At 75.0% G+C, this 21,864-nt stretch carries 22 protein-coding genes; 14 read left to right on the top strand and 8 right to left on the bottom strand.

Going from position 1 to position 21,864, the window contains the following annotated elements; translation table 11 throughout:
- Nucleotides 1-5: 5 nt before the first annotated feature.
- Nucleotides 6-872: a 3-hydroxybutyrate dehydrogenase gene (locus ACIQU6_RS35535; RefSeq protein ID WP_403485849.1), complete on the bottom strand. Its 867-nt coding sequence runs from the start codon at nt 870-872 to the stop codon at nt 6-8.
- Between the two features lie 159 nt (nt 873-1,031).
- Between ACIQU6_RS35535 and ACIQU6_RS35530 the strand changes: the two genes are divergently transcribed.
- Entirely contained in the window at nt 1,032-1,559 is a 528-nt protein-coding gene (locus ACIQU6_RS35530; protein ID WP_403485848.1) for a hypothetical protein, read from the top strand.
- Between the two features lie 7 nt (nt 1,560-1,566).
- Here the strand turns inward: ACIQU6_RS35530 and ACIQU6_RS35525 are convergent, their stop codons facing one another.
- The 3 genes from ACIQU6_RS35525 to ACIQU6_RS35515 all read right to left on the bottom strand — a co-directional run bounded on the left by ACIQU6_RS35525 (nt 1,567) and on the right by ACIQU6_RS35515 (nt 3,605).
- Nucleotides 1,567-2,061 carry an NUDIX hydrolase gene (locus tag ACIQU6_RS35525; RefSeq protein ID WP_403485847.1) on the bottom strand — a complete coding sequence of 165 codons (495 nt, stop codon included), beginning with the start codon at nt 2,059-2,061 and terminating at the stop codon, nt 1,567-1,569.
- 58 nt (nt 2,062-2,119) lie between these two features.
- The gene (locus ACIQU6_RS35520) at nt 2,120-2,734 is read right to left on the bottom strand and encodes a hypothetical protein (protein WP_403485846.1); all 615 of its coding nucleotides are present in this window, start codon (nt 2,732-2,734) and stop codon (nt 2,120-2,122) included.
- 73 nt (nt 2,735-2,807) lie between these two features.
- Nucleotides 2,808-3,605, bottom strand: a complete 798-nt coding sequence (locus tag ACIQU6_RS35515; RefSeq protein WP_403485845.1) for a glutamate racemase — start codon at nt 3,603-3,605, stop codon at nt 2,808-2,810.
- A gap of 134 nt (nt 3,606-3,739) precedes the next feature.
- Here ACIQU6_RS35515 and ACIQU6_RS35510 point away from each other — a divergent pair, with 134 nt between their 5' ends.
- Complete coding sequence (locus ACIQU6_RS35510; protein WP_403485876.1) at nt 3,740-4,888, top strand: glycosyltransferase; 1,149 nt, start codon at nt 3,740-3,742, stop codon at nt 4,886-4,888.
- Between the two features lie 4 nt (nt 4,889-4,892).
- On the opposite strand, the gene ACIQU6_RS35505 is transcribed toward ACIQU6_RS35510, so the two are convergent.
- Nucleotides 4,893-6,266 (bottom strand): TerD family protein, encoded by a 1,374-nt coding sequence (locus tag ACIQU6_RS35505; RefSeq protein WP_403485844.1) that lies wholly within the window; start codon nt 6,264-6,266, stop codon nt 4,893-4,895.
- A 254-nt stretch (nt 6,267-6,520) separates the two neighbouring features.
- Between ACIQU6_RS35505 and ACIQU6_RS35500 the strand changes: the two genes are divergently transcribed.
- The 6 genes from ACIQU6_RS35500 to ACIQU6_RS35475 all read left to right on the top strand — a co-directional run bounded on the left by ACIQU6_RS35500 (nt 6,521) and on the right by ACIQU6_RS35475 (nt 12,735).
- On the top strand, nt 6,521-6,973 hold the full coding sequence (locus tag ACIQU6_RS35500; protein ID WP_403485843.1) for a DUF6643 family protein: 453 nt from the start codon (nt 6,521-6,523) through the stop codon (nt 6,971-6,973).
- Between the two features lie 41 nt (nt 6,974-7,014).
- The gene (locus ACIQU6_RS35495; RefSeq protein WP_403485842.1) at nt 7,015-7,839 is read left to right on the top strand and encodes an MOSC domain-containing protein; all 825 of its coding nucleotides are present in this window, start codon (nt 7,015-7,017) and stop codon (nt 7,837-7,839) included.
- A 117-nt stretch (nt 7,840-7,956) separates the two neighbouring features.
- Entirely contained in the window at nt 7,957-8,856 is a 900-nt protein-coding gene (locus ACIQU6_RS35490; protein WP_403485841.1) for an MEDS domain-containing protein, read from the top strand.
- The gene (locus ACIQU6_RS35485; RefSeq protein WP_403485840.1) at nt 8,850-9,308 is read left to right on the top strand and encodes an ATP-binding protein; all 459 of its coding nucleotides are present in this window, start codon (nt 8,850-8,852) and stop codon (nt 9,306-9,308) included. The genes ACIQU6_RS35490 and ACIQU6_RS35485 overlap by 7 nt, the downstream gene beginning before the upstream one ends.
- 231 nt (nt 9,309-9,539) lie before the next feature.
- Nucleotides 9,540-10,142: a hypothetical protein gene (locus ACIQU6_RS35480; RefSeq protein ID WP_403485839.1), complete on the top strand. Its 603-nt coding sequence runs from the start codon at nt 9,540-9,542 to the stop codon at nt 10,140-10,142.
- Nucleotides 10,143-10,308: 166 nt separating this feature from the next.
- A complete protein-coding gene (locus ACIQU6_RS35475) occupies nt 10,309-12,735 on the top strand; it encodes a right-handed parallel beta-helix repeat-containing protein (RefSeq protein ID WP_403485838.1) in 2,427 nt (808 codons plus the stop codon).
- Here ACIQU6_RS35475 and ACIQU6_RS35470 read toward each other — a convergent pair.
- A complete protein-coding gene (locus tag ACIQU6_RS35470) occupies nt 12,705-15,122 on the bottom strand; it encodes a hypothetical protein (RefSeq protein WP_403485837.1) in 2,418 nt (805 codons plus the stop codon). The genes ACIQU6_RS35475 and ACIQU6_RS35470 overlap by 31 nt on opposite strands.
- Before the next feature lie 258 nt (nt 15,123-15,380).
- Here ACIQU6_RS35470 and ACIQU6_RS35465 point away from each other — a divergent pair, with 258 nt between their 5' ends.
- Nucleotides 15,381-16,229, top strand: coding sequence for a DeoR/GlpR family DNA-binding transcription regulator (locus ACIQU6_RS35465; RefSeq protein WP_403485836.1), 849 nt, complete (start codon nt 15,381-15,383; stop codon nt 16,227-16,229).
- 261 nt (nt 16,230-16,490) lie between these two features.
- Here the strand turns inward: ACIQU6_RS35465 and ACIQU6_RS35460 are convergent, their stop codons facing one another.
- A complete protein-coding gene (locus ACIQU6_RS35460; protein ID WP_403485875.1) occupies nt 16,491-17,597 on the bottom strand; it encodes a PLP-dependent cysteine synthase family protein in 1,107 nt (368 codons plus the stop codon).
- A 297-nt stretch (nt 17,598-17,894) separates the two neighbouring features.
- Between ACIQU6_RS35460 and ACIQU6_RS35455 the strand changes: the two genes are divergently transcribed.
- Nucleotides 17,895-18,182 (top strand): hypothetical protein, encoded by a 288-nt coding sequence (locus tag ACIQU6_RS35455; protein WP_403485835.1) that lies wholly within the window; start codon nt 17,895-17,897, stop codon nt 18,180-18,182.
- A 175-nt stretch (nt 18,183-18,357) separates the two neighbouring features.
- A complete protein-coding gene (locus tag ACIQU6_RS35450; protein WP_403485834.1) occupies nt 18,358-18,858 on the top strand; it encodes an ATP-binding protein in 501 nt (166 codons plus the stop codon).
- A gap of 12 nt (nt 18,859-18,870) precedes the next feature.
- On the opposite strand, the gene ACIQU6_RS35445 is transcribed toward ACIQU6_RS35450, so the two are convergent.
- Nucleotides 18,871-19,200 (bottom strand): SHOCT domain-containing protein, encoded by a 330-nt coding sequence (locus tag ACIQU6_RS35445; protein ID WP_403485874.1) that lies wholly within the window; start codon nt 19,198-19,200, stop codon nt 18,871-18,873.
- Between the two features lie 214 nt (nt 19,201-19,414).
- On the opposite strand from ACIQU6_RS35445, the gene ACIQU6_RS35440 reads away from it, so the two are divergent.
- From ACIQU6_RS35440 to ACIQU6_RS35430, 3 genes are read left to right on the top strand one after another with little or no spacing between them, the layout of a single operon-like run.
- On the top strand, nt 19,415-20,059 hold the full coding sequence (locus tag ACIQU6_RS35440; RefSeq protein ID WP_403485833.1) for a TetR/AcrR family transcriptional regulator: 645 nt from the start codon (nt 19,415-19,417) through the stop codon (nt 20,057-20,059).
- A gap of 23 nt (nt 20,060-20,082) precedes the next feature.
- Nucleotides 20,083-20,670, top strand: a complete 588-nt coding sequence (locus ACIQU6_RS35435; RefSeq protein ID WP_403485832.1) for a DUF4865 family protein — start codon at nt 20,083-20,085, stop codon at nt 20,668-20,670.
- Entirely contained in the window at nt 20,667-21,680 is a 1,014-nt protein-coding gene (locus ACIQU6_RS35430; RefSeq protein WP_403485831.1) for a phosphotriesterase, read from the top strand. The genes ACIQU6_RS35435 and ACIQU6_RS35430 overlap by 4 nt, the downstream gene beginning before the upstream one ends.
- Nucleotides 21,681-21,864: the final 184 nt, after the last annotated feature.

Below are 21,864 nucleotides of genomic sequence, written 5' to 3'. Positions count from 1 at the left end.
GCCGCTCAGTGCGCGGTCCACCCGCCGTCCAGGGCCAGCGACGTCCCGGTCACGAACGACGCCTGCGGGGTGCACAGATACGCCACCGCCTCGGCGACCTCCGCCGGCTCGATGAGCCGCTTGAGCGCCGAGTCGACCAGCAGCACCTCGGTCAACACCCGCTCCTCGGGGATGCCGTGGGCGGCGGCCTGGTCGGCGATCTGCCGCTCCACGAGGGGCGTGCGGACATAGCCGGGGTTGACGCAGTTGCTGGTCACCCCGTGCGCGGCACCCTCCAGGGCGGCCGTCTTGGACAGCCCCTCCAGCCCGTGCTTGGCGGCGACGTACGCGGACTTGAACGGCGAGGCCCGCAGCCCGTGCACGGACGAGACGTTCACGATCCGGCCCCAGCCCTGCCCGTACATGTGCGGCAGGGCCCCGCGCAGCAGCCGGAACGGCGCCTCCAGCATCACCGTCAGCACCTGGTGGAACACCTCGGGCGGGAACTCCTCGATGGGGCGCACGAGTTGGATGCCGGCGTTGTTGACCAGCACGTCGCAGCCGGCCGCGCTCCGCTCGGCGGCGTCCAGGTCGGTGAGGTCCAGGGGGTGCGGCTCGATGGTGCCGGGGGCGGTGTCGCGCGCCTCCTCCACCAGGCCGGCGAGGCCGTCGGCGTCCCGGTCGACGGCGCGCACGGTGGCGCCGGCGGCCGCCAGCCGGTGGGCGCAGGCCCGCCCGATGCCGCTGGCGGCGCCGGTGACCAGGGCGACCCGGCCGCGCAGATCGAGGGCGACCGGCCCCGGCACACCGGGTACGGAGTTGGCGCCCGGGGTAACGGGGCTGGAAGGGGTGCCCGGCGCGGCCGGCACACCGGGTCTGCTGCTCGCGGTCATCTGCGCATGATCGCAGCGAAGTCCCCGCCGCAACAGCCTCCCGGGGCGGCCCGTGACGCTCACCCGAACGGCCGCCCCCGGGTGCCACCGCCACGCCCGGCCTCCTAGCGTCGAACGACGCGGCGGGCCGACTGCGCACCGCCGCCCTAGGAGGCCGACATGCACAGGCTGCTCGCCGTGCCGACCGCGTTGCTCGCCTTGGCGGCCACCGGCTGCGGGGCCGGGGAGGGCCTGGGGGAGGCGCCGGCCACCTCGTCCGCGTCCGACCCGTACGGCACCCCGGAAGCGCCGGCCTCCCCCGCCGTCCCGGGCCAGCCGGTGAGCTGCGGCGAGATCGCCGACGCGCTGGGCCGGGCGCACGGCGTCGCGCTGTTCGCGGACCCCGGCGCGGGCGGCACGGTGGGCTGCGGGGAGGTCCGCGCGGTGACGAAGGAGTTCTTCCTGCGGGCGCCGCCGCAGTCCCGCAAGCTCTCCGGGTCGCTGGCCGTGCGCGGCTGGTCCTGCCACTACGACGGCGGGCCGACCGGCACCTGGGTCACCGAATGCCGGCGCGGCGAACGGGAGATGCACACCGAGGAGGCCGACCAGGGCGGCGGTCCCAGCGGCCCGCCGGACGGCTCGGAGCTCCCCGGCGTGCCCGACGGGTCCTCGCTCCCGAACGGCCAGCCCTCGACCACCGAGCTGTAGCGGGCCGCTACCCCTGGGTCGGCTCCACCTGCCGCATCCCCCGGAACCAGGTCGGGCCGGCCTGCAGCGCCCTCTCGATGCGGCTGCGCGCGTAGTCGTCCAGCTCCGGGAGCGCGTCGAGGGGGAACCAGCCGACCTCCAGCGACTCGTCGTCGTTGACCCGCGCCTCGCCGCCGACCGCCCGGCAGCGCATCGTGACGTCCATGAACTGGCACGCGTCGCCGTTCGGATACCGGACCGGCGACATGGCCTCGACCAGGACCACGCCCTCGGGGACGACGTGCACCGCGGTCTCCTCGTGGACCTCGCGGACGGCGGTCTCGGCGGGCTGTTCACCGGGCTCGGGGATGCCGCCGATCACCGACCAGTCGCCGGTGTCCGCGCGCCGGGCGAGCAGCACCCGCCCCTCGTCGTCGAAGACCACCGCGCTCACCCCGGGCAGCCACAGCAGCTTGGTGCCGATGTCGGCCCGGAGGTCGCGGATGAAATCGGGGGTTGCCATGCACCGACCCTACGGGACCCGGCGACCGGTGCCGCCCGGCGCTGTCGGGGACCGGCGCTCAGGCCGCCGACGCCGGCCGGCGCAGCCGGAGCCGCTCGCGGACGCAGGCCACCGCGCCCTGGGCGTCGTCGACGGTGACGGTGAAGGTCCGCCCGTCGCCGAGCCGGAGCACCAGCGCCTCGCCGCGGCGGACGACCACGGCGGTGCCCTGCTCGGGGCGCCAGCGGTAACCCCAACCACCCCAGTGGCGCGGGGTGACGCGGGGCGCGAAGTCGGCGTCGACGACCGTGTCCAGGGGGATCCGGCGGCGCGGCACTCCCATGTGGCCGCAGCGCACCTCCAGGCAGTCCGCGTCGACCCGGACCGCGACGCGGACGAAGGCGAGGGTGCCGTAGAGCACCAGCAGCCCGGCGGCGACGCAGCCGACCACGGCCATCACCAGGGGGACCAGGCCGGAGGTCCAGCTGCTGTTGACGGCGAGCTCGACGCCCAGCGCCAGGCAGGCCGCGCCGATGCCGGCCAGCAGCCACTGGAAGCGGTTGGTGGCGCTGCCCTGCCAGACCTCGGGGATCTCGGGGTGGGAGCCGCCCGTGGGGCGGACACCACCCGGGACGGCGTCCGCGCCGGGGTGCTCGTCGGGGGCTGCGGCCCCCTCGTGGGGGTGGTCCCTCATGGGACGCAGCGTACGCGCCTTCGCACCCTGGGGCAGTGCACGGAACGGGCGGGTGCGGGTGGCGCCCGGTGCGTCAGGCGGTGTGCGGGGCGGCCGGGACGGCGCCGGCGAGCAGCCGACCCTCGGCGTAGGCCAGGACCACCTCGGGCAGCGGGCCCGGGCGGCCGCTGAGCAGCACCTGGAGGGTGCCGGTGGGGGCGGCCGCGGGGGCCGGTTCGGCGCCGGCCCGGCGGAGCGCCTGGGCGGCGACCGCCTCGGCGGAGCCGTGCAGTACCAGGGGTGCGCTGCCGGGCTGCTGGACGGCGGCGCGGATGCGCTCGGCGACCAGCTCGTAGTGGGTGCAGCCCAGGACGACGGCCCGGACGCCGGGCGGGGTGAGCGCGGCGGCCGCGGCCACCGCGGCGTCGATCGCGTCCTCGTCGGCCTGCTCGACGGCGTCGGCGAGGCCCGGGCAGGGCACGCCGGTGACCGCCACGCCCTGCGCGAAGCGGGCGATCAGGTCCTGCTGGTACGGGCTGCCGGTGGTGGCCGGGGTGGCCCAGATGGCGACCGGGCCGCCGCCGGCCGCGGCGGGCTTGATCGCCGGGACGGTGCCGACGACCGGGATGGACGGCTCCAACTCGGCGCGGAGCGCGGGCAGCGCGTGCACGGAGGCGGTGTTGCAGGCGACGATCAGCGCGTCCGGGCGGTGGGCGGCGGCGGCGCGGGCCACCGCCAGGGCGTGCGCGGTGACGTCGTCGGGGGTGCGCGGGCCCCACGGCATGCCGTCGGGGTCGGTGGAGACGATCAGGTCCGCGTCCGGCCGCAGGCGTCGCACGGCGGCGGCCGCCGGGAGCAGGCCGGTTCCGGAGTCCATCAGCGCGATCTTCACCCGGACACTTTACTCAACCAGCCGGCCCGCTTGTCATACCGGGCCGGAAGGGCCGGACCGGGTGGATGCCCTGCGGTGCGTGTCGGGCGCCGGTCCGCGGCGGTCCCGGTGGGCACACTGCGCCCGTGGAAGCGATTGCGTGGATCGGCGCCGGGTCGCTGCTGGCCTGGCTGTGGCTGCTGTTGGGGCAGGGCTTCTTCTGGCGGACCGACGTCCGGCTGCCGGCCCGCCGGGATCCGGAGCGCTGGCCGTCGGTGGCGGTGGTGGTGCCGGCGCGCGACGAGGCGGCGGTGCTGCCGTCGAGCCTGCCGACGCTGCTGGCGCAGAAGTACCCGGGCCGGGCCGAGGTCTTCCTGGTCGACGACGGGAGCACGGACGGCACCGGCGCGCTCGCCCGCGGGCTGGCGGCCGGCGGGGGCGGGCTGCCGCTGACCGTCGCCTCGCCCGGCGAGCCCGAGCCGGGGTGGACGGGGAAGCTCTGGGCGGTCCGGCACGGCATCGCGCTGGCGCGGGAGCGCTGCGCGCCCGAGTACCTGCTGCTGACGGACGCGGACATCGCCCACGAGCCGGACAGCCTGCGGGAGTTGGTGGCCGCGGCCCGCTCCGGGGAGCTGGACCTGGTGTCGCAGATGGCCCGGCTGAGGGTGGCGACGGGCTGGGAGCGGCTGATCGTGCCGGCCTTCGTGTACTTCTTCGGGCAGCTCTATCCGTTCCGTTGGGTCAACCGGCGCGGCGCCCGGACCGCGGCGGCGGCCGGCGGGTGCGTGCTGCTGCGACGGGAGGCGGCGGAGCGGGCCGGCGTCCCGGAGGCGATCCGGCACGCGGTGATCGACGACGTGGCGCTGGCACGGGCGGTGCAGCGGGCCGGCGGCGCCGTGTGGTTGGGGCTGGCCGACCGGGTGTCCAGCGTGCGCCCGTATCCGCGGCTGGCGGAGCTGTGGCGGATGGTGTCCCGCACCGCCTACGCGCAACTACGGCACCGGCCCGTGGTCCTGTTGGGCACGGTCCTCGGGCTGGCGCTGGTGTACCTGGCGCCACCGGCCGCCCTGTTGGCCGGAGTTGCGACCGGCGCCCCGTTGGCGGCGGTGCCGGGCGGCGCGGCCTGGGTGGTGATGTGCGGGACGTTCCTGCCGATGCTGCGCTACTACCGGCAGCCGCCGTGGCTCGCGCCGCTGCTCCCGTTCACCGCGCTGCTCTACCTCCTGATGACCGTGGACTCGGCCGTGCAGCACTACCGGGGGCGCGGCGCGGCCTGGAAGGGCCGCACCTACGGGGCGCCCTGAGCGCTCACTTGGTGGCCGGGGACCACGTCAGGCCCCAGCCGTAGGCGTGGTCGACGGTGCGCTGGGGGCTGACGCCGGGCGCGGGGACGAGGTAGCGGGCCTCGCGCTGGACGACGAGTTCGCCGCCGGTGTTGGTGATCAGGGCCAGCGCGCAGACGGTGGCCGGCACCGTGCAGGCGTCCAGCGCGAACTCCACCGGGGCGCCGTGCTGCGGCTGGAGGGTGACGGTGGCGTCCAGGCCCTCGAAGCTGCGGGCGCCGGCGTAGACCGTCACGAAGATCAGGATGCGGCGGAAGCGGGCCTGGTGGTCGAGGTTGATGGTGAGGTTCTCGCCGGTGGCGACGGCGCCGGTGCGGTCGTCGCCGTCGAGTTGGATGTAGGGCGGGGCGTGCAGGTCGCCGAAGGCGCCGGCGAGCGGGTGCACCACTCCGGCGGAGCCGTCGGTGAACTCGTAGAGCGCGCACAGGTCCAGGTCGAGGTCGCCGGTGGACGGGAGCAGCGCGCCGCGGGCGCCCAGCGCCGCCATCGCCGTGCGGCCCAGCTTCTTGCCGAGACGCTTGCCGGCGCCGCCCGCGCGCCAGTTGAGGTTGACCCGCATGACACCGGAGGTTCCACCCTGCTTCGTCAACGAGACGGCCGGCGCCTCCTTCGTCAGGGTGACCTTCGTCAGCCGGACGGGAGTGGGTGCGGGGGCGGGCGCTCCGTGGCCGGGCGGGCACGGAATTGACGCCACCGGTTGACCGGTGGGCGGCGGGGGCGCGGGCGGCGCCACAGGGGCGGGCGGCGCGATCGGGGCCGGCGGTACGGGCGCGGGAGTCGGCGGTGCGGGCGCGGGGGCCGGCCCGGCCGCCGGCTCGTCCGTGACGCTGATGCCGAAGTCGGCGGCCAGCCCCGCGAGTCCGGTGGCGTACCCCTGCCCCACCGCGCGGAACTTCCAGCCGCCCTGGCGGCGGTAGAGCTCGCCGAGCACGAACGCGGTCTCGGTGGTGGCGCCCGCGCTGTCGAAGCGGGCGAGTTCGGCGCCGCTGCCCGCGTCCAGCACCCGTATGGAGAGGCCGGGGACGGCGCCGAAGCTGCCGCCGTCGGCGGAGGCGGCCAGGACGACGGTGTCGACGGCCGCCTCGACGGCGGCGAGGTCGATGCGGAGGGCGTCGACCAACGTCCCGTCGGCCGGCCGCTTGCCTTCGTGGCGGACCGCGCCCGAGGCGTGCACGGGTTGGTTGTAGAAGACGAAGTCGGCGTCGCCGCGCACCCGTCCCGACCTCAGGAGCAGCGCGGAGGCGTCCACGTCCGGCGTCCCGGGGGCCGGTCGCCAGCTCAGTTCCACCCGCACCGCCGGCGCCGGGACCGGGACGTTGCCGCCCTTGAGCATCGACATCGCCGCACCCTCCTGTCGTCCTGTGGCCGCGTGCACCGTCAGCCGTGGCCCCCACCAACCTACTTGGCCGGGAACGTCCCGAACGCCCCCCGGTTCACCTACGAGAAGCGAGGTCTTTACACGATCCCTACGGGCGATCGCGACCGATTTTCACAACTTCGCTCACATTGGCGACCCGGAGCCGTTCCGAACACCTGAAACAACCCCCTTTCCAGGCTCCCCATTCGGCACATCGTGGGCTTAACTTATGAGGCATGACCTCCCCCCGCTCCACTTACAGCGGCGGCTACTACGCATCGCCCTCCTTCCCGGACACCCCCATCTACGACAGCCTCGTCGCAGAGCGGGGCACCCCGCAGATCGCCCCGATCCGCGTGAACCCCTCCCCCTGGGACACCGGTTCCTCGTTGCCTGCGCTGCCCTCGGCCCTGCCCGCGCTCCCCTCGGCGTCCTCGCCGCCGCCCGCGCCCGGTGGGTATCCGGGTGCCGCGGCGCAGCCGGTCGCCCCGTTGCAGCACACCCCGGCGCCGTACATCCCGCAGCAGGCCGGGACCCGCGGCTACCCGCCACCGCAGCAGTACCAGCGACCGGCGCCGGGTCCCGGCACGGGATACGAGGCGATGCGCCCGGCCGCCCCGGTCGCGCCGCGGCCCGCCTCGCCGTTCGACGACCAGGGGTACGGCCGCCAGTACCCGCGCGGCTACTGACGCGTCGTCCGCACGTCCGAAGCGACTGGCAGGATGGGTCCATGCCAATGCCACGGGTCCAGTCGCTGCACGTCTATCCGGTCAAGGCCACGACGGCCTCCGACCGGGCCGAAGCGGTGGTCGAGCCTTGGGGGCTGGCCGGGGACCGGCGCTGGCTGGTGGCCGACACCGCGGGGCGACAGTTCACCCAACGCCAGCACCCGAGGCTGGCGTTGGTTCGAGCCGAGGAGTTGCCGGGCGGCGGCCTGCGGCTGACCGCGCCCGGGGTGGAGCCGCTGGTGGTCCCGGTGCCCGAGCCGGTGACCACGATCCCGGTCGAGGTCTTCGCCGACGTCGTCCAGGCCGTGCCCGCGGGCCCGGAGGCGGCCGGGTGGTGGACCGCCTACCTGGGCGTCGAGTGCCAACTGGTGCACATGGACGCCCCCGACAAGCGCCGGCCCGTGGACCCGCGCTTCAGCGAGCCCGGCGACACGGTCAGCTTCGCCGACGGCTTTCCCCTGCTGGTGACCACCAGCGCCTCGTTGGACGCCCTCAACTCCCTCATCGCGCAGGGCGATCGGCCCGGCGAGGGCCCCCTGCCCATGGAACGTTTCCGGCCCAATGTGGTGCTCGACGGCACCGCCCCCTGGGCGGAGGACGACTGGCGCCGGGTGCGGATCGGCGAGGTGGTCTTCCAGGTCGCCAAGCCCAGCGGACGCTGCGTGGTGACCACCGTCGACCAGCGCACCGCCGCCCGCGGCAAGGAGCCGCTGCGCACCCTCGCCCGGCACCGACGCTTCGACGACCGGCTGCTGTTCGGCCAGAATCTGATCCCCCGCACAACGGGCGCGCTCCGCGTCGGCGACCCGTTCGAGATACTCGACTGACGGGGCGCATGCGGCGGCCGTCACCCTCATTGCGGGCCGCCCGGCGGCTGCCTACAGTGAGCGCACCGCGCCGCCGACGGGACGGGCCTCGGGGGGAGACAGAGAGCTGTTGTGCCGATGCCTGCCAGCCATGCCGCGAGCGGTCGCCTCATCCCCGTTCAGCGCCTGCGGCCCGGGGACCACGCCTTCGTCGGCTACGGCGACGACGAGGTGCGCTGGGAGGCGGTCACGGCGTTCGTCCGGCTCGGGCTGGCCCGCGGCGAGAAGATCCTGGTGCTGCCGTGCCCGGAGGTGCCGACGGACGAGGTGCTGGCCCGGATCGACTTCCCCAACCGCAGCCCGGTCCGGGCCCGCGAACGCGGCCAACTGGTGATCACCACCATGCGCGAACTGATCCGCCCGGACGCCGAGTTCACCGCCGCCCGGCAACTGGCGCGGCTGCGCGCGGCCACCGACCGGGCGACGGCCGAGGGGTACACCGGGCTGCGGGCGTTCATCGACATGGGCTGGGTGGCCGACCTCGGTGCCGACGCCTCGACGGTGGCGCGGCGCGAGACCGGCGCCCGGTCGCTGTTCGCCGGCCGGCCGTACACCGAGGTCTGCGCCTACGACCGGCGGCGGTTCGGCCGGGAGTGGGTGGGGGCGATGGAGTGGGCGCATCCGCGGGCCGTTCTGGAGCGGTTGGGCGGCCTGCGGGTGGCGCTCGGGGCGGGCGGGGTGCTGTGCTTCGTCGGCGAGGCGGACGCGGCCAACCGGGCCGCGTTCGTGCGGCCGTTGGAGCTCGCGCTGGCCCGGACCGCGGCGGCCCGGCGGTTGACCGTCGACCTGACGGGGCTGCACTTTCTGTCGGTGGGCTGCGCGGTGGGCCTGCTCGTACTGGTCCGGGGCGCGGCGGGCCACGAGCTGGTGGAGGTGCGCTGCGACCGCGGACAGCACCGGATGTTGCGGCGGCTGGGCGCGGAGGCGGTGCCCCGGTTGGCGCCGATTCAGACCGAGGGAGGAGCGCGGCCGTGCTGAACCCGGAACCCGCGGGTCACGGTGGGGCGGAGGGCCCGGTGGAGGAGCCGGGCCGTCGGTTGTTGCAGCGGCGCTTCACCGCGCGGCTGCTGCCGCAGTTGCGGCTGCTGGTCGAGGAGTGCGCGGCCCGCGAGGGGCTGAACGAGCCGCGGCGCGGGGAGTTCGTGCTGGCCGTCGACGAGATCGCCGGGAACGCCGTGGAGCACGCCGGCGGCGCGGGGCGGCTGGTGCTGCGGCGGGTGGGCGACGAGCTGGAGTGCCGGATCAGCGACGCCGGCCCCGGTTTCAGCGAGACGGTGATCCCGGAGCTGCTGCCGGGCCTGGACGGCGCGCCCAAGGGGCGGGGGCTGTGGCTGGCGCGACTGGTGACGGACCGGTTCGCGGTCGCCCCGGGCACCGGCACCGCCGGCCGGCAGGGCGCGGTGGTGACGGTGGCGGTCAAGCTGCACTGACCGGGCCGCCCTACGGGGGCGCGATCCGGCCGACTCCGCGGGGCGGCACAAGTGCGCCGAAATGCCGCCAACTCCCCCAGGATCGAGGGGAGTTCGTGGACGGTTGAGCCTGCCGGGACGGGAGGTGCCCGACCGCCGGCCGGCCGCGCGGCCCGATGTCGCCGCCCCCGTACCGGGCCGCGCGCACGGGCGCCGCTCCGTGCGGTATCCACGACACGGAAAGGGGGCACGATGCGGGCGATCAGGGGCATCTGGCACTGGCGGGGCAATCCGCTCCGGCGCCGCACCGACCGGTGGGAAGCCTGGCTGGCGCTGGGCGCCGCGCTGCTCATCGCCGTCGGGGCGCCGGCCGCCGGCTGGTTCGCCGGACGGACCGCGCACGGCGCCCTGTTGACGACCGTGCGGCTCCAGCGCCACGACCGCCGACCGGTGTGGGCGACCGCGACGCGGCCGGCCTCCGGCACCCGGGTCGCCCCCGACCCGGACACCTCCGTGCCACACCCCGGGCACCCGCGGGTCCTCGCCCGTTGGGCGGGGCCGGACGGCGGTCCGCGGAGCGGGGAGGTGGCCCCGCCGCGGCCGGTGCGGGGCGGCGAGCGGTTCCGGCTGTGGACCGACGCCCACGGGCGGCCGGCGCCACCGCCGATGGACGAGGGCACCGCGGGCACCCACGCGGGGCTGGCCGGGGCGGGCGCCGCGGTGGCGTTCGGGGGGCTCGTCGAGGGCGCCCGGCGGCTCGCGGTGCGGCAGTTGATGGTGCGTCGTTTCCGGCGCTGGGACGCGGCGTGGGAGCGCGCCGGACAGGACTGGGGCCGTGCCGACGCCGGGAGTTGAGACCGGCTGACCAGGCGGCGGACCATGGCAACCGGCACCCCTCAGGCGCGCTACGGTGGTGCCTCCAGCCTGACGGCTGGGGCCCCGCAGACCTCACAGCGGACATCCGCTGACGGATGGCTGCCGGGCCGACATCCGCCGTACGAAGTGGGGACACGACACCGCCATGGCACAGGGCTCGGTCCAGGTGACGCACTCCGGAACGTCGCGTTGGCGGCGCCGCACCGGCGAGTACAGTTCGCTCGCCGCCGCCCTGGAGGCCGCCGGGGACGGTGACGTCCTGACCGTGCCGGCCGGCACCTACCGCGAGAACCTGGTGCTGCAACGGGCGGTGACACTGCGCGGCCCGGAGGGGTCCCGCGGCTCGGTGCGGATCGTGCCGGCCGACGGGGTCGCGCTGACGATACGCGCCTCGGCCACCGTCCACGACCTGCACCTGGAGGCCACCGACTCGGCGGCGCCGGCGCTGCTGGTGGAGGACGGCGCCCCGGAGTTGGCCGACATCCGCGTGGTGACCCGGTCCGCGGCGGGGATCGAGGTGCGCGGTGGGGCCCGTCCGACGGTGCGGCGGTGCACGGTCGACAACGCCGGCGGGGTCGGCATCAGCGTCCTGGACGGCGCCGGCGGGGTCTTCGAGGAGTGCGAGGTGATGGCCGCGGGGCAGGCCGGGGTGGCGGTGCGCGGCGGCGCCCACCCGCGGCTGGAGCGCTGCCGGATCCACCACGCCTCGGGTGCCGGGCTGTCGCTGTCCGGCGAGGGCAGCACGGTCGAGGCGGTGGGCTGCGAGCTGTACGAGATCAAGGGCACGGGCGTCCAGGTGGCCGCGCGGGCCGCCGGCCACCTCACCGACTGCACGGTGCACCGCACCACCGCGGACGGCGTCACCCTGGACACCGACGCGGTGCTCACGCTCGCCGACTGCGACATCCACGACATCCCGGAGAACGCGGTGGACCTGCGCTCCCGTTCAGTGCTGACGCTGACCCGCAGCACGGTGCGGCACTTCGGGCGCAACGGCCTGTCGGTGTGGGACCCGGGCACCCGGGTGGACGCCAACCAGTGCGAGATCCACGACAGTACGGGCGACTACCCGGCGGTGTGGGTCAGCGACGGGGCGACCGCGGTGCTGGACTCCACGCGGGTGCACGACGTCCCCGACGCGCTGTTCGTGCTGGACCGGGGCTCCCGGGCCGACGTGGTCGACTGCGACCTGACACAGGTCCGCAACACCGCGGTGTCGGTGAGCGACGGCGCCACCGTCCAGTTGGACGACTGCCGGATCCGGGAGTCCTCCACCGGCGCCTGGTTCCGCGACCACGGCAGCGGCGGCACGCTCGCCAACTGCACCATCGACGGCGCGCAGACCGGCGTGATCGTCACCAAGGGCGCGGACCCCACCATCGAGGGCTGCACGGTCAGTTCGCCGACCGAGGCCGGGTTCTACGTCTCCGCGGAGGGCCGCGGCACCTTCCACGGCTGCCGGGTCACCGGCAGCTCCGGCTTCGGCTTCCACGTGATCGACGGCTGCCGGACGACGCTGACCCGGTGCCGCACCGAGCGGTGCGCCCGTGGCGGCTACGAGTTCGCCGACGCGCTCGGCAGCGGCGGCGGGCCCACGGTCGAGGACTGCACCAGCGACGAGAGCCGGACCACCCAGGCGCCCACGGTGACCGTGCCGCCCGTCCAACAGGCCACGCAGACCGCCGGGTTGCTGGGCAACGTCCCGAGCGCGCGGCCGGCGCCGGCCGCCACCACGGCCCCGGAGGCGGCGCCGACGCCCGGCCGCCCCTCCGAGGAGGTGCTGGGCGAACTGGACACCCTGGTGGGGCTGGACAGCGTCAAACGGGAGGTGCGCACCCTGATCAACATGATCGAGGTGGGGCGCCGGCGGCAGGAGGCCGGCCTGAAGGCCGCATCGGTCCGCCGCCACCTGGTGTTCACCGGCTCCCCCGGCACCGGCAAGACCACGGTGGCCCGGCTGTACGGCGAGATCCTGCACGCCCTGGGGGTGTTGGAGCGCGGCCACCTGGTCGAGGTGTCCCGGGTGGACCTGGTGGGCGAGCACATCGGCTCGACGGCGATCCGCACCCAGGAGGCGTTCGACCGGGCGCGCGGCGGGGTGCTGTTCATCGACGAGGCGTACGCCCTGGCCCCCGAGGACTCCGGGCGGGACTTCGGCAAGGAGGCCATCGACACGCTGGTGAAGCTGATGGAGGACCACCGGGACGCGGTGGTGGTGATCGTGGCCGGCTACACCGCGGAGATGGAGCGCTTCCTGGCCACCAACCCCGGCATCTCGTCCCGTTTCTCACGCACCATCAGGTTCGGCGACTACGCCCCGGAGGAGCTGCTGCGGATCGTGGAGCAGCAGGGCGAGGAGCACGAGTACCGCCTCGCCGACGGGACCGGCGAGGCGCTGCTGAAGCACTTCACGGCGCTGCCCAAGGGGCCGTCGTTCGGCAACGGGCGCACCGCCCGGCAGACGTTCGAGGCGATGGTCGAGCGGCACGCGGGCCGGGTCGCCGAGCTCACCGACCCGAGCACCGACGACCTGACCCTCCTCTACGCCGAGGACCTGCCCGAACTCCCCTGATGCGGCGGCTCGTCGGCGCGTTGGCCCGGTACTCCCGGGTCCAGCCGGGCGAGCAGTTCGGCGCGCACCCGGTCGAAGACGGGGTCGGCCTGGTAGTCGCCGTGGCCCAGGATCTGCGCGGGCAGCGGGTTCTGCAGGGTGCGGCCGAAGGCGAGCGGGTCGCGCAGCGGGCCCTCGTCGACCGACCGGCCGTCCTCGCAGGTGAGCCGGATCGGCCCACCGATGGGGTCGGTGAAGCGCCAGAGGTTGCGCCAGTCGTCCATCTCGCGGTGCAGGCCGGTGAGGAACGGCGGGCCGAAGAAGGCGGGGAACCAGCGGCCGTAGAGGCGCTCCAGCGGGCTGCCGTAGGTGAGCAGCGCGACCCGGCTGCGGGTGACCAGGTCCAACTGCCATACCGCGGCCGCGGCCAGCACGCTGCCCTGGGAGTGGCCGGAGAGCACCAGCCGGCCGTCGAACTGCTCGGTCCACGTGGCCATCCGCCAGGTCAGGTCGGGCACGGCGCGCTCGGCGTAGCAGGGCGGGGCGAAGGGGTGCGCGGCGCGCGGCCAGAAGGTGCCGACGTCCCAGAGGATGCCGACGGTGCGGCGGGCGGACTGGTCGCGGTAGGCGCGCCGCCCCATGGTGAGCAGCAGGACCACGCCGGCGCCCATCAGCCAGGAGCCGAGCGACTCGGCGGTGTCGGCCGCGGCGTGCACGAACGGCGGGGCGCCCGCGGTGGCGCGCCCCGGGGCCAGGTCGGTGAGCCAGGCGCCGACCACCGCGCCGGCGCCCAACAGCAGCGTGACGGTGGCGATCGCGGCGACCAGGACGGGCGCGGCGTCGGTGAGGCCGGCGCGGGCGATGGTGCCCGCGATGCGCTCGGTGCGCAGCACGTCGGGCCGCTCGCGCGGGTCGTACAGGCCGGGGACGTCCTTGGCGACCCGCCTTCGGACGACCAGCACCCGGACCCCGGCCAGGGCGGCGATCGCGGCGACCACGACCAGCAGCGCGGGCAGCACCGACGCCTGCCAGGACAGCAACACCGGCGGCCCGGGGACCGCGGCGCCGGCCTGGCCGGGGGTGGCGGACCCGTCGATCCAGTCCGCGAACCGCTGGGCCACTCCCCCGGACAGCACCCCGCCGAGCGCACAGGACAGCAGGGCGACGGCCGGGCCGCCCATGCCGCGCAGCGCGGTGCGGGCCTCGCCTCGGGCTGCGCGTTGGAGGAACCACGCGGTGACCGCCAGGGCCAGCACCAACGCGCCCTGGATGACGGCGATTGCGCCGAACGTCGCGACGCCGGGCAGCGCGCCGTGGCTGCGCGCCGCCGGCCGCGCCCAGGCGGCATAGCCGGCAGCGAGCCCGAGCGCCGCCAGCGCGGCGATCGGCAGCGCCCGCACGGTGCGGCGGTCGGGCTCCTCGTCCCGGTCCGCCTCGCTCCGGGCGGTGCGCCAGACGACGGCCAGGGTGGCGGCGGCCAACAGCACCAGCAGGCCGGCGAGGGCCTGGCCGACGGCGGCGAGGTCGACGGCGCCGGCCCGCCGGTCGGTCCGCAGGGACGCGAGCACCAGCGCGGCGGCGATGATCAGCACGCCGGCCGCGGTGTGCGCGGCGCGCAGCCGGGCGACGACCCGGCGGCCGTACCAGAAGCCGTCCAGGCCCAGCGCGGTGCGCTCGTGGGCGGGGGTGTCGCGGGAGGCGCCGGGGCGCCGCGGCGGCGGGGAGGCGGACTCGTAGGCGCTCCAGGTGCGGTGCGAGAGCCACCACAGGAAGCCGACGACGGCCAACGGCAGCGTGGCGCCGAGGACCAGGCGGCGCCCCGGGGCGCTCCACCAGCCCCCGTCGGCGGGGTCGAGGAAGCCCAGCCAGGACTTCCCGGCGGTGCAGGCCGGGGTGCCGGCGCACTGCCAGGCGGTGAGGTCGAGGGCGACCTCGCAGGCCGCGGCGGCCAGCAGGACGGTGAGGCTGAGGGCGAGCAGCCGCACCAGGAGGTCGTAGATCCGCTGCCCGCGGTGGTCGGGCGGGGCGGCCGGGCGCATCCAGTGGGCGAGGTTGGCGACCATGAACGGCAGCAGGACCAGCCAGAGCGCGCGGGCGCCGTTGCCGGAGGTGAGGTTGGACCAGCAGTACGCCTCGCGGACGGGGCGGGCGCGGTAGTCGTCGGGGCGGTGCTCGGCGTCCGCGTCGTCGGTGCGGCGGTAGCAGGCGGCGGTGTCGTCGCCGGTGATCCGCTGGACGCGCGGGTCGCCGAGCATCTTCTCGGGCGTGGTGCCGCCGACGCCGTGGACCAGCAGCTCCAGAGCGAGCTGGGGCCGTTGCGGGGCGGTGACGGGTGCGGTGGCTGGTGCGGTGGTGGCCGCCGGACGCGGTTCCCTCGCGCGGGCGGGTGGTGTGGCGACGGTCTCCACTGGCTTCCCCCGATGTCAGTGCGTGCGGTGTGAGCGGGCGGGCGGGTGTGCCGCACCGGATTCTCCCTGTCTTCTGGGAGCGCCGGCACCCCGGTTGTGGTTCCCGGGGCGCCGGTTGCGGTTCTCCCGGCCGTCGTTCACCCGGACCGGGGCCGCTGTCAGACCCACGTGCGAGGATGAGGAACGAAAGTGCCAGGACGGGCGAAGAGCCGGCTGACGGACCCGGGGTGGAGAGCCGGGCGGAAGGGACGGGCCGCGGTGGGCGACAACCAGAATCTGCTCGCGGAGCAGCGACGGGCCCTGATCCTCGACGAGGTCAGACGGCGCGGCGGCGTGCGGGTCAATGAACTCACCCGGCGCCTGAGCGTCTCGGACATGACGGTCCGTCGTGATCTGGACGCGCTGGCCCGCCAGGGCGTGATCGAGAAGGTGCACGGCGGGGCCCTCCCGGTGAGCGAGCCCAGTGCGCACGAGCCGGGCTTCGAGGCCAAGTCGGGGCTGGAGCTGAGCGCCAAGGCCGAGATCGCCAGGGCGGCGGCCGAGTTGGCGGTGCCGGGCAGCGCGATCGCGCTGGCCGGCGGCACGACGGCGTACGCGCTGGCACAGCGGCTGGTGGAGGTGCCGGAGCTGACGGTGGTGACGAATTCGGTGCGGGTGGCCGACGTGTTCTACGACGCCCAGCGGGCCGCGGCCAGCGGCCGCGAGGGACCCGCACCGGCCAAGGCGGCGACGGTGGTGCTGACGGGCGGCATCCGCACCCCGTCCGACACCCTGGTCGGCCCGGTGGCGGACGCCGCGATCCGCTCGCTCCACTTCGACCTGCTCTTCCTCGGCGTGCACGGCATATCGGTGGAGGCCGGGCTCTCCACGCCCAACCTCGCGGAGGCGGAGACCAATCGGCACTTCGTGCGCTCCGCGCGGCGGGTGGTGGTGGTCGCGGACCACACCAAGTGGGGCACGGTCGGCCTGAGTTCGTTCGCCGCCCTGGACGAGGTGGACGTGCTGGTGACGGACGCCGGGCTGCCCGCCGAGGCCCGGGCGGAGTTCGGCGACCGGCCGACGGAGCTGGTGGTGGCGGGCGAGACGCCGCCCGACGCGGACGGTTGAGGTTGACACCCCGTCAACGAGGGTGACCCTTACCCGTCCCACCGACCCCAGGAGTGCTCGTCCGCGTCCCGACGACTCCGCCCCGTCGCGCTCGACTTCGCCTCACCGGCGACGTCCGCTTCGCCGAGACGCTGCTCGCCACCGAGCCCGGCGCGCGCTACGCCTACCGCGTCGACACCACCAACGCCCCCGTGCTGCGGGCCCTGTTGGAGGACCGGCGGCTGACGCCGGCCGGCGCCGGGACCCGGGGCGGCGGGGCCGTCAGCCGTCCCAGGACCCGCTGGCGAGGAAGTGCTCGACGGTCCGGGTGTAGGGCGCGATGTCGAGCCCCTGGGCGGCCAACCAGTCGTCGGAGTAGTACTTGTCGAGGTAGCGCTCGCCCGGGTCGCACAGCAGCGTCACCACGGACCCGGTGCGCCCCTCGGCGACCATCTCCGCGACGATCCGCAGCGCGCTCCACAGCCCGGTGCCGGTCGAGCCGCCCGCCTTGCGGCCGATCGCCCGCTCCAGCGCGCGGACCGCGGCGATGCTCGCCGCGTCCGGCACCTTCATCATCCGGTCGATCGCCCCGGGCACGAAGCTGGGCTCCATCCGCGGCCGGCCGATGCCCTCGATCCGGGAGGCGGTGGCGCAGTCGGTCTTCGCGTCGCCGGTGCGCCAGCCGTCGAAGAAGCAGGAGTTCTCCGGGTCGGGGACGCAGATCCGGGTGTCGAACTGCATGTAGTGGACGTAGCGGGCGATGGTCGCGGAGGTGCCGCCGGTGCCCGCGGTGGCGACGATCCAGGCGGGCTCGGGATAGCGCTCCAGTCGCAGTTGCTGGTAGATCGACTCGGCGATGTTGTTGTTGCCGCGCCAGTCGGTGGCCCGCTCGGCATAGGTGAACTGGTCCATGTAGTGCCCGCCGGACTCGGCGGCCAGCCGCGCCGAGACCTCGTAGACGGTCCGCGGGTCCTGCACCAGATGACAGGTGCCGCCGTGGAACTCGATCAGCCGGGTCTTCTCCCGGCTGGTGGTGGCCGGCATCACGGCGATGAACGGGACGCCGATCAGCGAGGCGAAGTACGCCTCGGAGACGGCCGTGGAACCGCTGGACGCCTCGATCACCGGCTTCCCCGGGCGGATCCAGCCGTTGCACAGCCCGTAGAGGAACAGCGAGCGGGCCAGCCGGTGCTTGAGGCTGCCGGTGGGGTGCGTCGACTCGTCCTTGAGGTAGAGGTCGATGCCCCACCGCTCGGGCAGCGGAAAGCGCAGCAGATGGGTGTCGGCGGTGCGGTTGGCATCCGCCTGGACCTTGCGGACGGCTTCTTTCAGCCAGCCCCGGTAGTCCGGATCCGAGCGGTCCACGTCGACGGTCGGCAGGACCGGGATCTGGGTCGCCCCCTGGTCCCCGGGCCGGCCCTGCGGTTGTTGTGCGGTGCTCACCGGCGCGCTCCTCAAGGGTCTACGGGCCCGCCGGGAAGGCCGGCCGAGTAACGACTATAACCACCCGGCGCACGCTTCTCACCTGCATAAACATCGCTTTGAGCAGCCCCAAGAAGGGCCTGGGGGAAGGGTGTTGTGCGCCTCTGCGCCCCGTACGGCACTGGTGTACCGCGAGCGATATCGGCAAAATTCCCTGAGGGGGGCGGCGGACGGTACCGCCCACGGCATCGGGGAGTGGTGAAGATGGCGGACCAGGAGTACAACGCGACCGGCGTCCGGATCGAGCGCTCGTTGCGGTCCTTGACCAGGGCCGGACAGATCCGCATCAGCGGGGGCCGGCTGGCCCTTCTGACCAGCTACGGAACGGAAATCGACAGCGCACCACTCGGCTCCGTGGAAGCGCACAAGCCGCTCTTCGCGGCCCGCGACCGGGCGCTCGCCACGCTCAACGGCAACCGCTACTCGCTGACGCTGGGCACCCGCGACCGCTTCCTGAAGGCCGTGGAAGCAGCACGTCAGCCACGCGCGTGAACGCCGCCCGCGGCTGAGGCGGTGCGGTTGCGGCGGTGCACCGCCTGCATGACCCTGGACGAGTATCACCGAGGGTTCAACAGCGGTGACGCTGTGGTGCAGCCGGCATCGCTGGTTCCGATCTTCGCCCCTCCCCGGTACGAGGGGCGCCCGACCTCATCAGGGAGTCGCGGTCGTGATCAGGCAGCCCAGCAGACACTGCACGGTGGAGCTCCAGGCCCTTCCGGCCCGCATCGGGCACGTGCGCAGGATCGTCACCGCGCAGCTGCGCTACTGGCAGCTCGACGCCCTGATCGACCCGGCCGCACTCGGGGTGACCGAACTCCTCGCCAACGTCCACCGGCACGCCCGTCCGAGCAAGCAGTGCACGGTCGAACTGTGCGTGCTGCTCGACCAGTTGACGGTTTCGGTGCACGACCTCGACCCCCGGCTGCCGCGGCTGCGGACGGCCGGCAGTTGGGAGACCTCCGGCCGCGGGCTGGCACTGATCGCGGCGCTCAGCGAGAGCTGGGGGGTGCGCCCGCACGACCCGGGAAAGATCGTCTGGTTCACCCTCCCCGCCCTCTCCACCGCCCTCACGGAGGCCCGCGCGCGGCACGCCGGGTGGGACACCGCGCCGTTGCCGGAGTCGGCCACCGACCCCCGGCCGCGCACCCGGAGCGCTCAGGTCGGCTGAAACCCCCGCCCGTCAGGCCGCCTTCCCCCTGGGGCCGGCGCCGAAGTGCTCCTCCAGAACGGACAACCGGCGCCAGTACTCCTCCTCGTCGATCTCGCCGGCGGCGAACCGGCGCCCGAGGACGGCGATCGGCGTGGGCGCGTCCCCTCCGCCCGTGGGCCGGGCTCCCGACCACGGGCCGCGGAAGGCCCGCCCGGGACCGCCGCGCCGCCACCCGGTGTGGCGCAGCAGCGTCACCACCCCGAAGGCGACGGCCGCCCAGACCAGCGGGACGAACAGGATCCAGGGCCCCGGTCCACCGCCGGACCAGTGCCCCGCCAGCGCGTTCGCGGACGTACTCATGGCTGCGTTCACGGAAGTCAACTCCTCGACGACACGCCCCGGATGCGCACCGCCCGCGGATCGGCCGGCCCCTCTGGGGACGCCTTCGAGCCTCGCTCCCGGAGGTCCGCGCGTCGTCGTACGCGCGGCGACAGCGGGAGTACGACGGGGGGCGTAGGGGCCGGGGACGGGGGGCTTCTTGATCTCTGTAACTACTGGTATGTACAGTCGAGGCATGAGCAACAGCGCGCAGAACGGGGCGGCCGCCGAGTCGCAGGCGCCCCCGGCCGGCACCAGGGAACGGCTCGTCACCAGTACCCAGGAACTCCTGTGGGAGCGCGGCTACGTGGGCACCAGCCCCAAGGCGATCCTCCAGCGTGCCGGGGTGGGCCAGGGCAGCATGTACCACCACTTCGCCGGCAAGTCCGACCTCGCGCTGGCGGCGATCCGACGCACCGCGGAGGACATGACGGCGGCCGCCGAGGAGATCTTCGCCGGCCCCGGCACCGCGTACGACCGGGTCGAGGCGTATCTGCTGCGGGAGCGACGGGTGCTGCGCGGCTGCCCGATCGGGCGGATGACGCAGGACCGCGACGTGGTCCAGGACCCCGAACTGCGGGCCCCGTTGGACGAGATGTTCGGCTGGCTCCAGCACCGGATCGCCGAGGTCCTCACCGAGGGCCGGCGGCGCGGCGAACTGTCCGCCGGCCTCGATCCGGCCGCCACCGCGGCGAGCGTGGCCGCCGTCGTCCAGGGGGGCTACGTCCTGGCCCGGGCGGCCGAGGACACCGCGCCGTTCGACGCGGCCGTGCACGGCCTGCTGGCGCTGCTGGCCGCGCAGCGCACGCCGGACCGCCCCGCCGCGCCCGACGCCCCCTGACCGCACGCCCTCCCGGAGTCACCATGCACGCCATGCAGTACCGCATCACCCTGCCCACCGACTACGACATGGGGATCATCCGCCAACGGGTCACCACCAAGGGCCCGTTGCTGGACACCCTCCCGGGCCTCGGCCTCAAGGCGTACGGCGTCCGCGAACGCGGCACCGACGGCTCGCCGGTCAACCAGTACGCGCCCTTCTACCTCTGGGTCGACCAGGAGGCGATGACCCGCTTCCTGACCGGCGCGGGGTTCCGCGGCCTGTCCGACGACTTCGGGCGCCCGGCGGTCCACAACTGGCGGGGCCTGTACCACCGTTCGGGCCCCGCCGCCGCACACGCCCCCGGCGCCTACACCCGGCGCGCCGAACTCCTCCCGCAGGACGCCGACCCGACCACGGCCGTCGAGAACGCCCTGGCGGCGCACGAGGAGTTGGCGACCACGGACGGCGTCCACTCCACGGCCCTCGGCCTCGATCCCCGGCACTGGGAACTGGTCCACTTCACCCTGTGGGCCTCCCCCGTCCCCGGGTCCGCGGACGGGGAACGCTACCGGGTGCTGCACCTGTCGGCCCCGGGCACGGAGCTCTTGGGCACCGGGCGGCAAGGGTGAGCCCGTCCGCCGCCGCGCCGGGGGCCGACCGCCACGGGGCACCCGCCGCCCTCGTCATCCGCACCGTCCTCGGCGACCTCGCCCCCGAGCGGCTCGGCGTGTGCGACGCGCACGACCACCTGTTCCTCGCCAGCCCCCAACTGCCCGGCCAGGAACTGGCCGACGTCGACGCGGCCGCCGCCGAACTGCGGGCGTTCCGGGACGCCGGCGGGGCGGCGGTGGTCCAGTGGACGCCGCACGGCATGGGCCGGCACGCCGCCGAACTGCCGCGGCTGGCCCGCGCGTCGGGCGTGACGATCGTGGCCGCGACCGGCCTCCACCAGGAGGCGCACTACGCCCCGGAGGTCCTGGCGAACCTCCCGGCGGACCTGGCCGCGCTCTTCGTCGCGGAACTCACCGAGGGGATCCGGAGCGCGGGCCGCGGCGGGGCCCACGACGACGCCGGGGCCGACGCGGACCGCCCCGAGCCCCGCCCCCGGGCCGGCCTGATCAAGGTGGCCGGCGGCTTCCACGGGCTGGACCGGCACGCCCGGCGCACCATGACGGCTGCCGCCGAGGCCCATCGGGAGACCGGCGCGGCCATCGGCGTCCACCTGGAGCTCGGCACCGGGGCGCTGGACGTCCTCGACCTGCTCTGCGGCGAGTTGGCGGTCCCGCCGGACCGGGTGATCCTCGGCCACCTCAACCGCTCGCCCGATCTCACGGTCCACCGGATGGCCGCCGAGTCCGGCGCCTACCTCGCCTTCGACGGGCCGTCGCGCGCCCACCACGCCACGGACTGGCGCCTGCCGGACGCGGTGGCGGCACTGTGCGACGCGGGGTTCGCCGACCGCATCCTCCTCGGCGGCGACACCACGACGGCCGCCGCACGCTCGGTGAACGGCGGCCCCGGCATGCCGAATCTGCTACGCGGGTTCGGCCGACGACTCGCGGCCGCGGTGGGCGAGGTGTTGGTGCGACAGATGTTGGCCGCCAACCCGCGGATGGCTTTTGGCCTGCGTGTTGTTTGACATCCCACGTTGTTGGGTCTCCCGCCGCGCGGGTTGCTGTTGTTTGCGCCTGCGGCGCGGGGCCGCTGCCGGTCCGCTGCGCGGGGCGAGCCGATGGGTCCGCTGCGCGGGGCTGTTGGGGTGCGGTGACGGGCCTGCGGGGTGGGTGTGCAGGACTGCTTCGCTTTACGTCCTGCACACCCAC

The organism is Streptomyces sp. NPDC090442, from assembly GCF_044769405.1.
Taxonomy (GTDB): Bacteria; Actinomycetota; Actinomycetes; order Streptomycetales; family Streptomycetaceae; genus Streptomyces.
The sequence above is the reverse complement of the archived record's forward strand: the minus strand, read 5'-3'. Positions and strand labels throughout refer to the sequence as shown.

Bases quoted from the DNA above. Each gene is read 5' to 3' on its own strand.
- ACIQU6_RS35535 (WP_403485849.1), bottom strand. From the start codon at position 872: ATGACCGCGAGCAGCAGACCCGGTGTGCCGGCCGCGCCGGGCACCCCT.
- ACIQU6_RS35530 (WP_403485848.1), top strand. From the start codon at position 1,032: ATGCACAGGCTGCTCGCCGTGCCGACCGCGTTGCTCGCCTTGGCGGCC.
- ACIQU6_RS35525 (WP_403485847.1), bottom strand. From the start codon at position 2,061: ATGGCAACCCCCGATTTCATCCGCGACCTCCGGGCCGACATCGGCACC.
- ACIQU6_RS35520 (WP_403485846.1), bottom strand. From the start codon at position 2,734: ATGAGGGACCACCCCCACGAGGGGGCCGCAGCCCCCGACGAGCACCCC.
- ACIQU6_RS35505 (WP_403485844.1), bottom strand. From the start codon at position 6,266: ATGTCGATGCTCAAGGGCGGCAACGTCCCGGTCCCGGCGCCGGCGGTG.
- ACIQU6_RS35500 (WP_403485843.1), top strand. From the start codon at position 6,521: ATGACCTCCCCCCGCTCCACTTACAGCGGCGGCTACTACGCATCGCCC.
- ACIQU6_RS35495 (WP_403485842.1), top strand. From the start codon at position 7,015: ATGCCAATGCCACGGGTCCAGTCGCTGCACGTCTATCCGGTCAAGGCC.
- ACIQU6_RS35490 (WP_403485841.1), top strand. From the start codon at position 7,957: ATGCCTGCCAGCCATGCCGCGAGCGGTCGCCTCATCCCCGTTCAGCGC.
- ACIQU6_RS35480 (WP_403485839.1), top strand. From the start codon at position 9,540: ATGCGGGCGATCAGGGGCATCTGGCACTGGCGGGGCAATCCGCTCCGG.
- ACIQU6_RS35475 (WP_403485838.1), top strand. From the start codon at position 10,309: ATGGCACAGGGCTCGGTCCAGGTGACGCACTCCGGAACGTCGCGTTGG.
- ACIQU6_RS35455 (WP_403485835.1), top strand. From the start codon at position 17,895: ATGGCGGACCAGGAGTACAACGCGACCGGCGTCCGGATCGAGCGCTCG.
- ACIQU6_RS35445 (WP_403485874.1), bottom strand. From the start codon at position 19,200: ATGAGTACGTCCGCGAACGCGCTGGCGGGGCACTGGTCCGGCGGTGGA.
- ACIQU6_RS35440 (WP_403485833.1), top strand. From the start codon at position 19,415: ATGAGCAACAGCGCGCAGAACGGGGCGGCCGCCGAGTCGCAGGCGCCC.
- ACIQU6_RS35435 (WP_403485832.1), top strand. From the start codon at position 20,083: ATGCACGCCATGCAGTACCGCATCACCCTGCCCACCGACTACGACATG.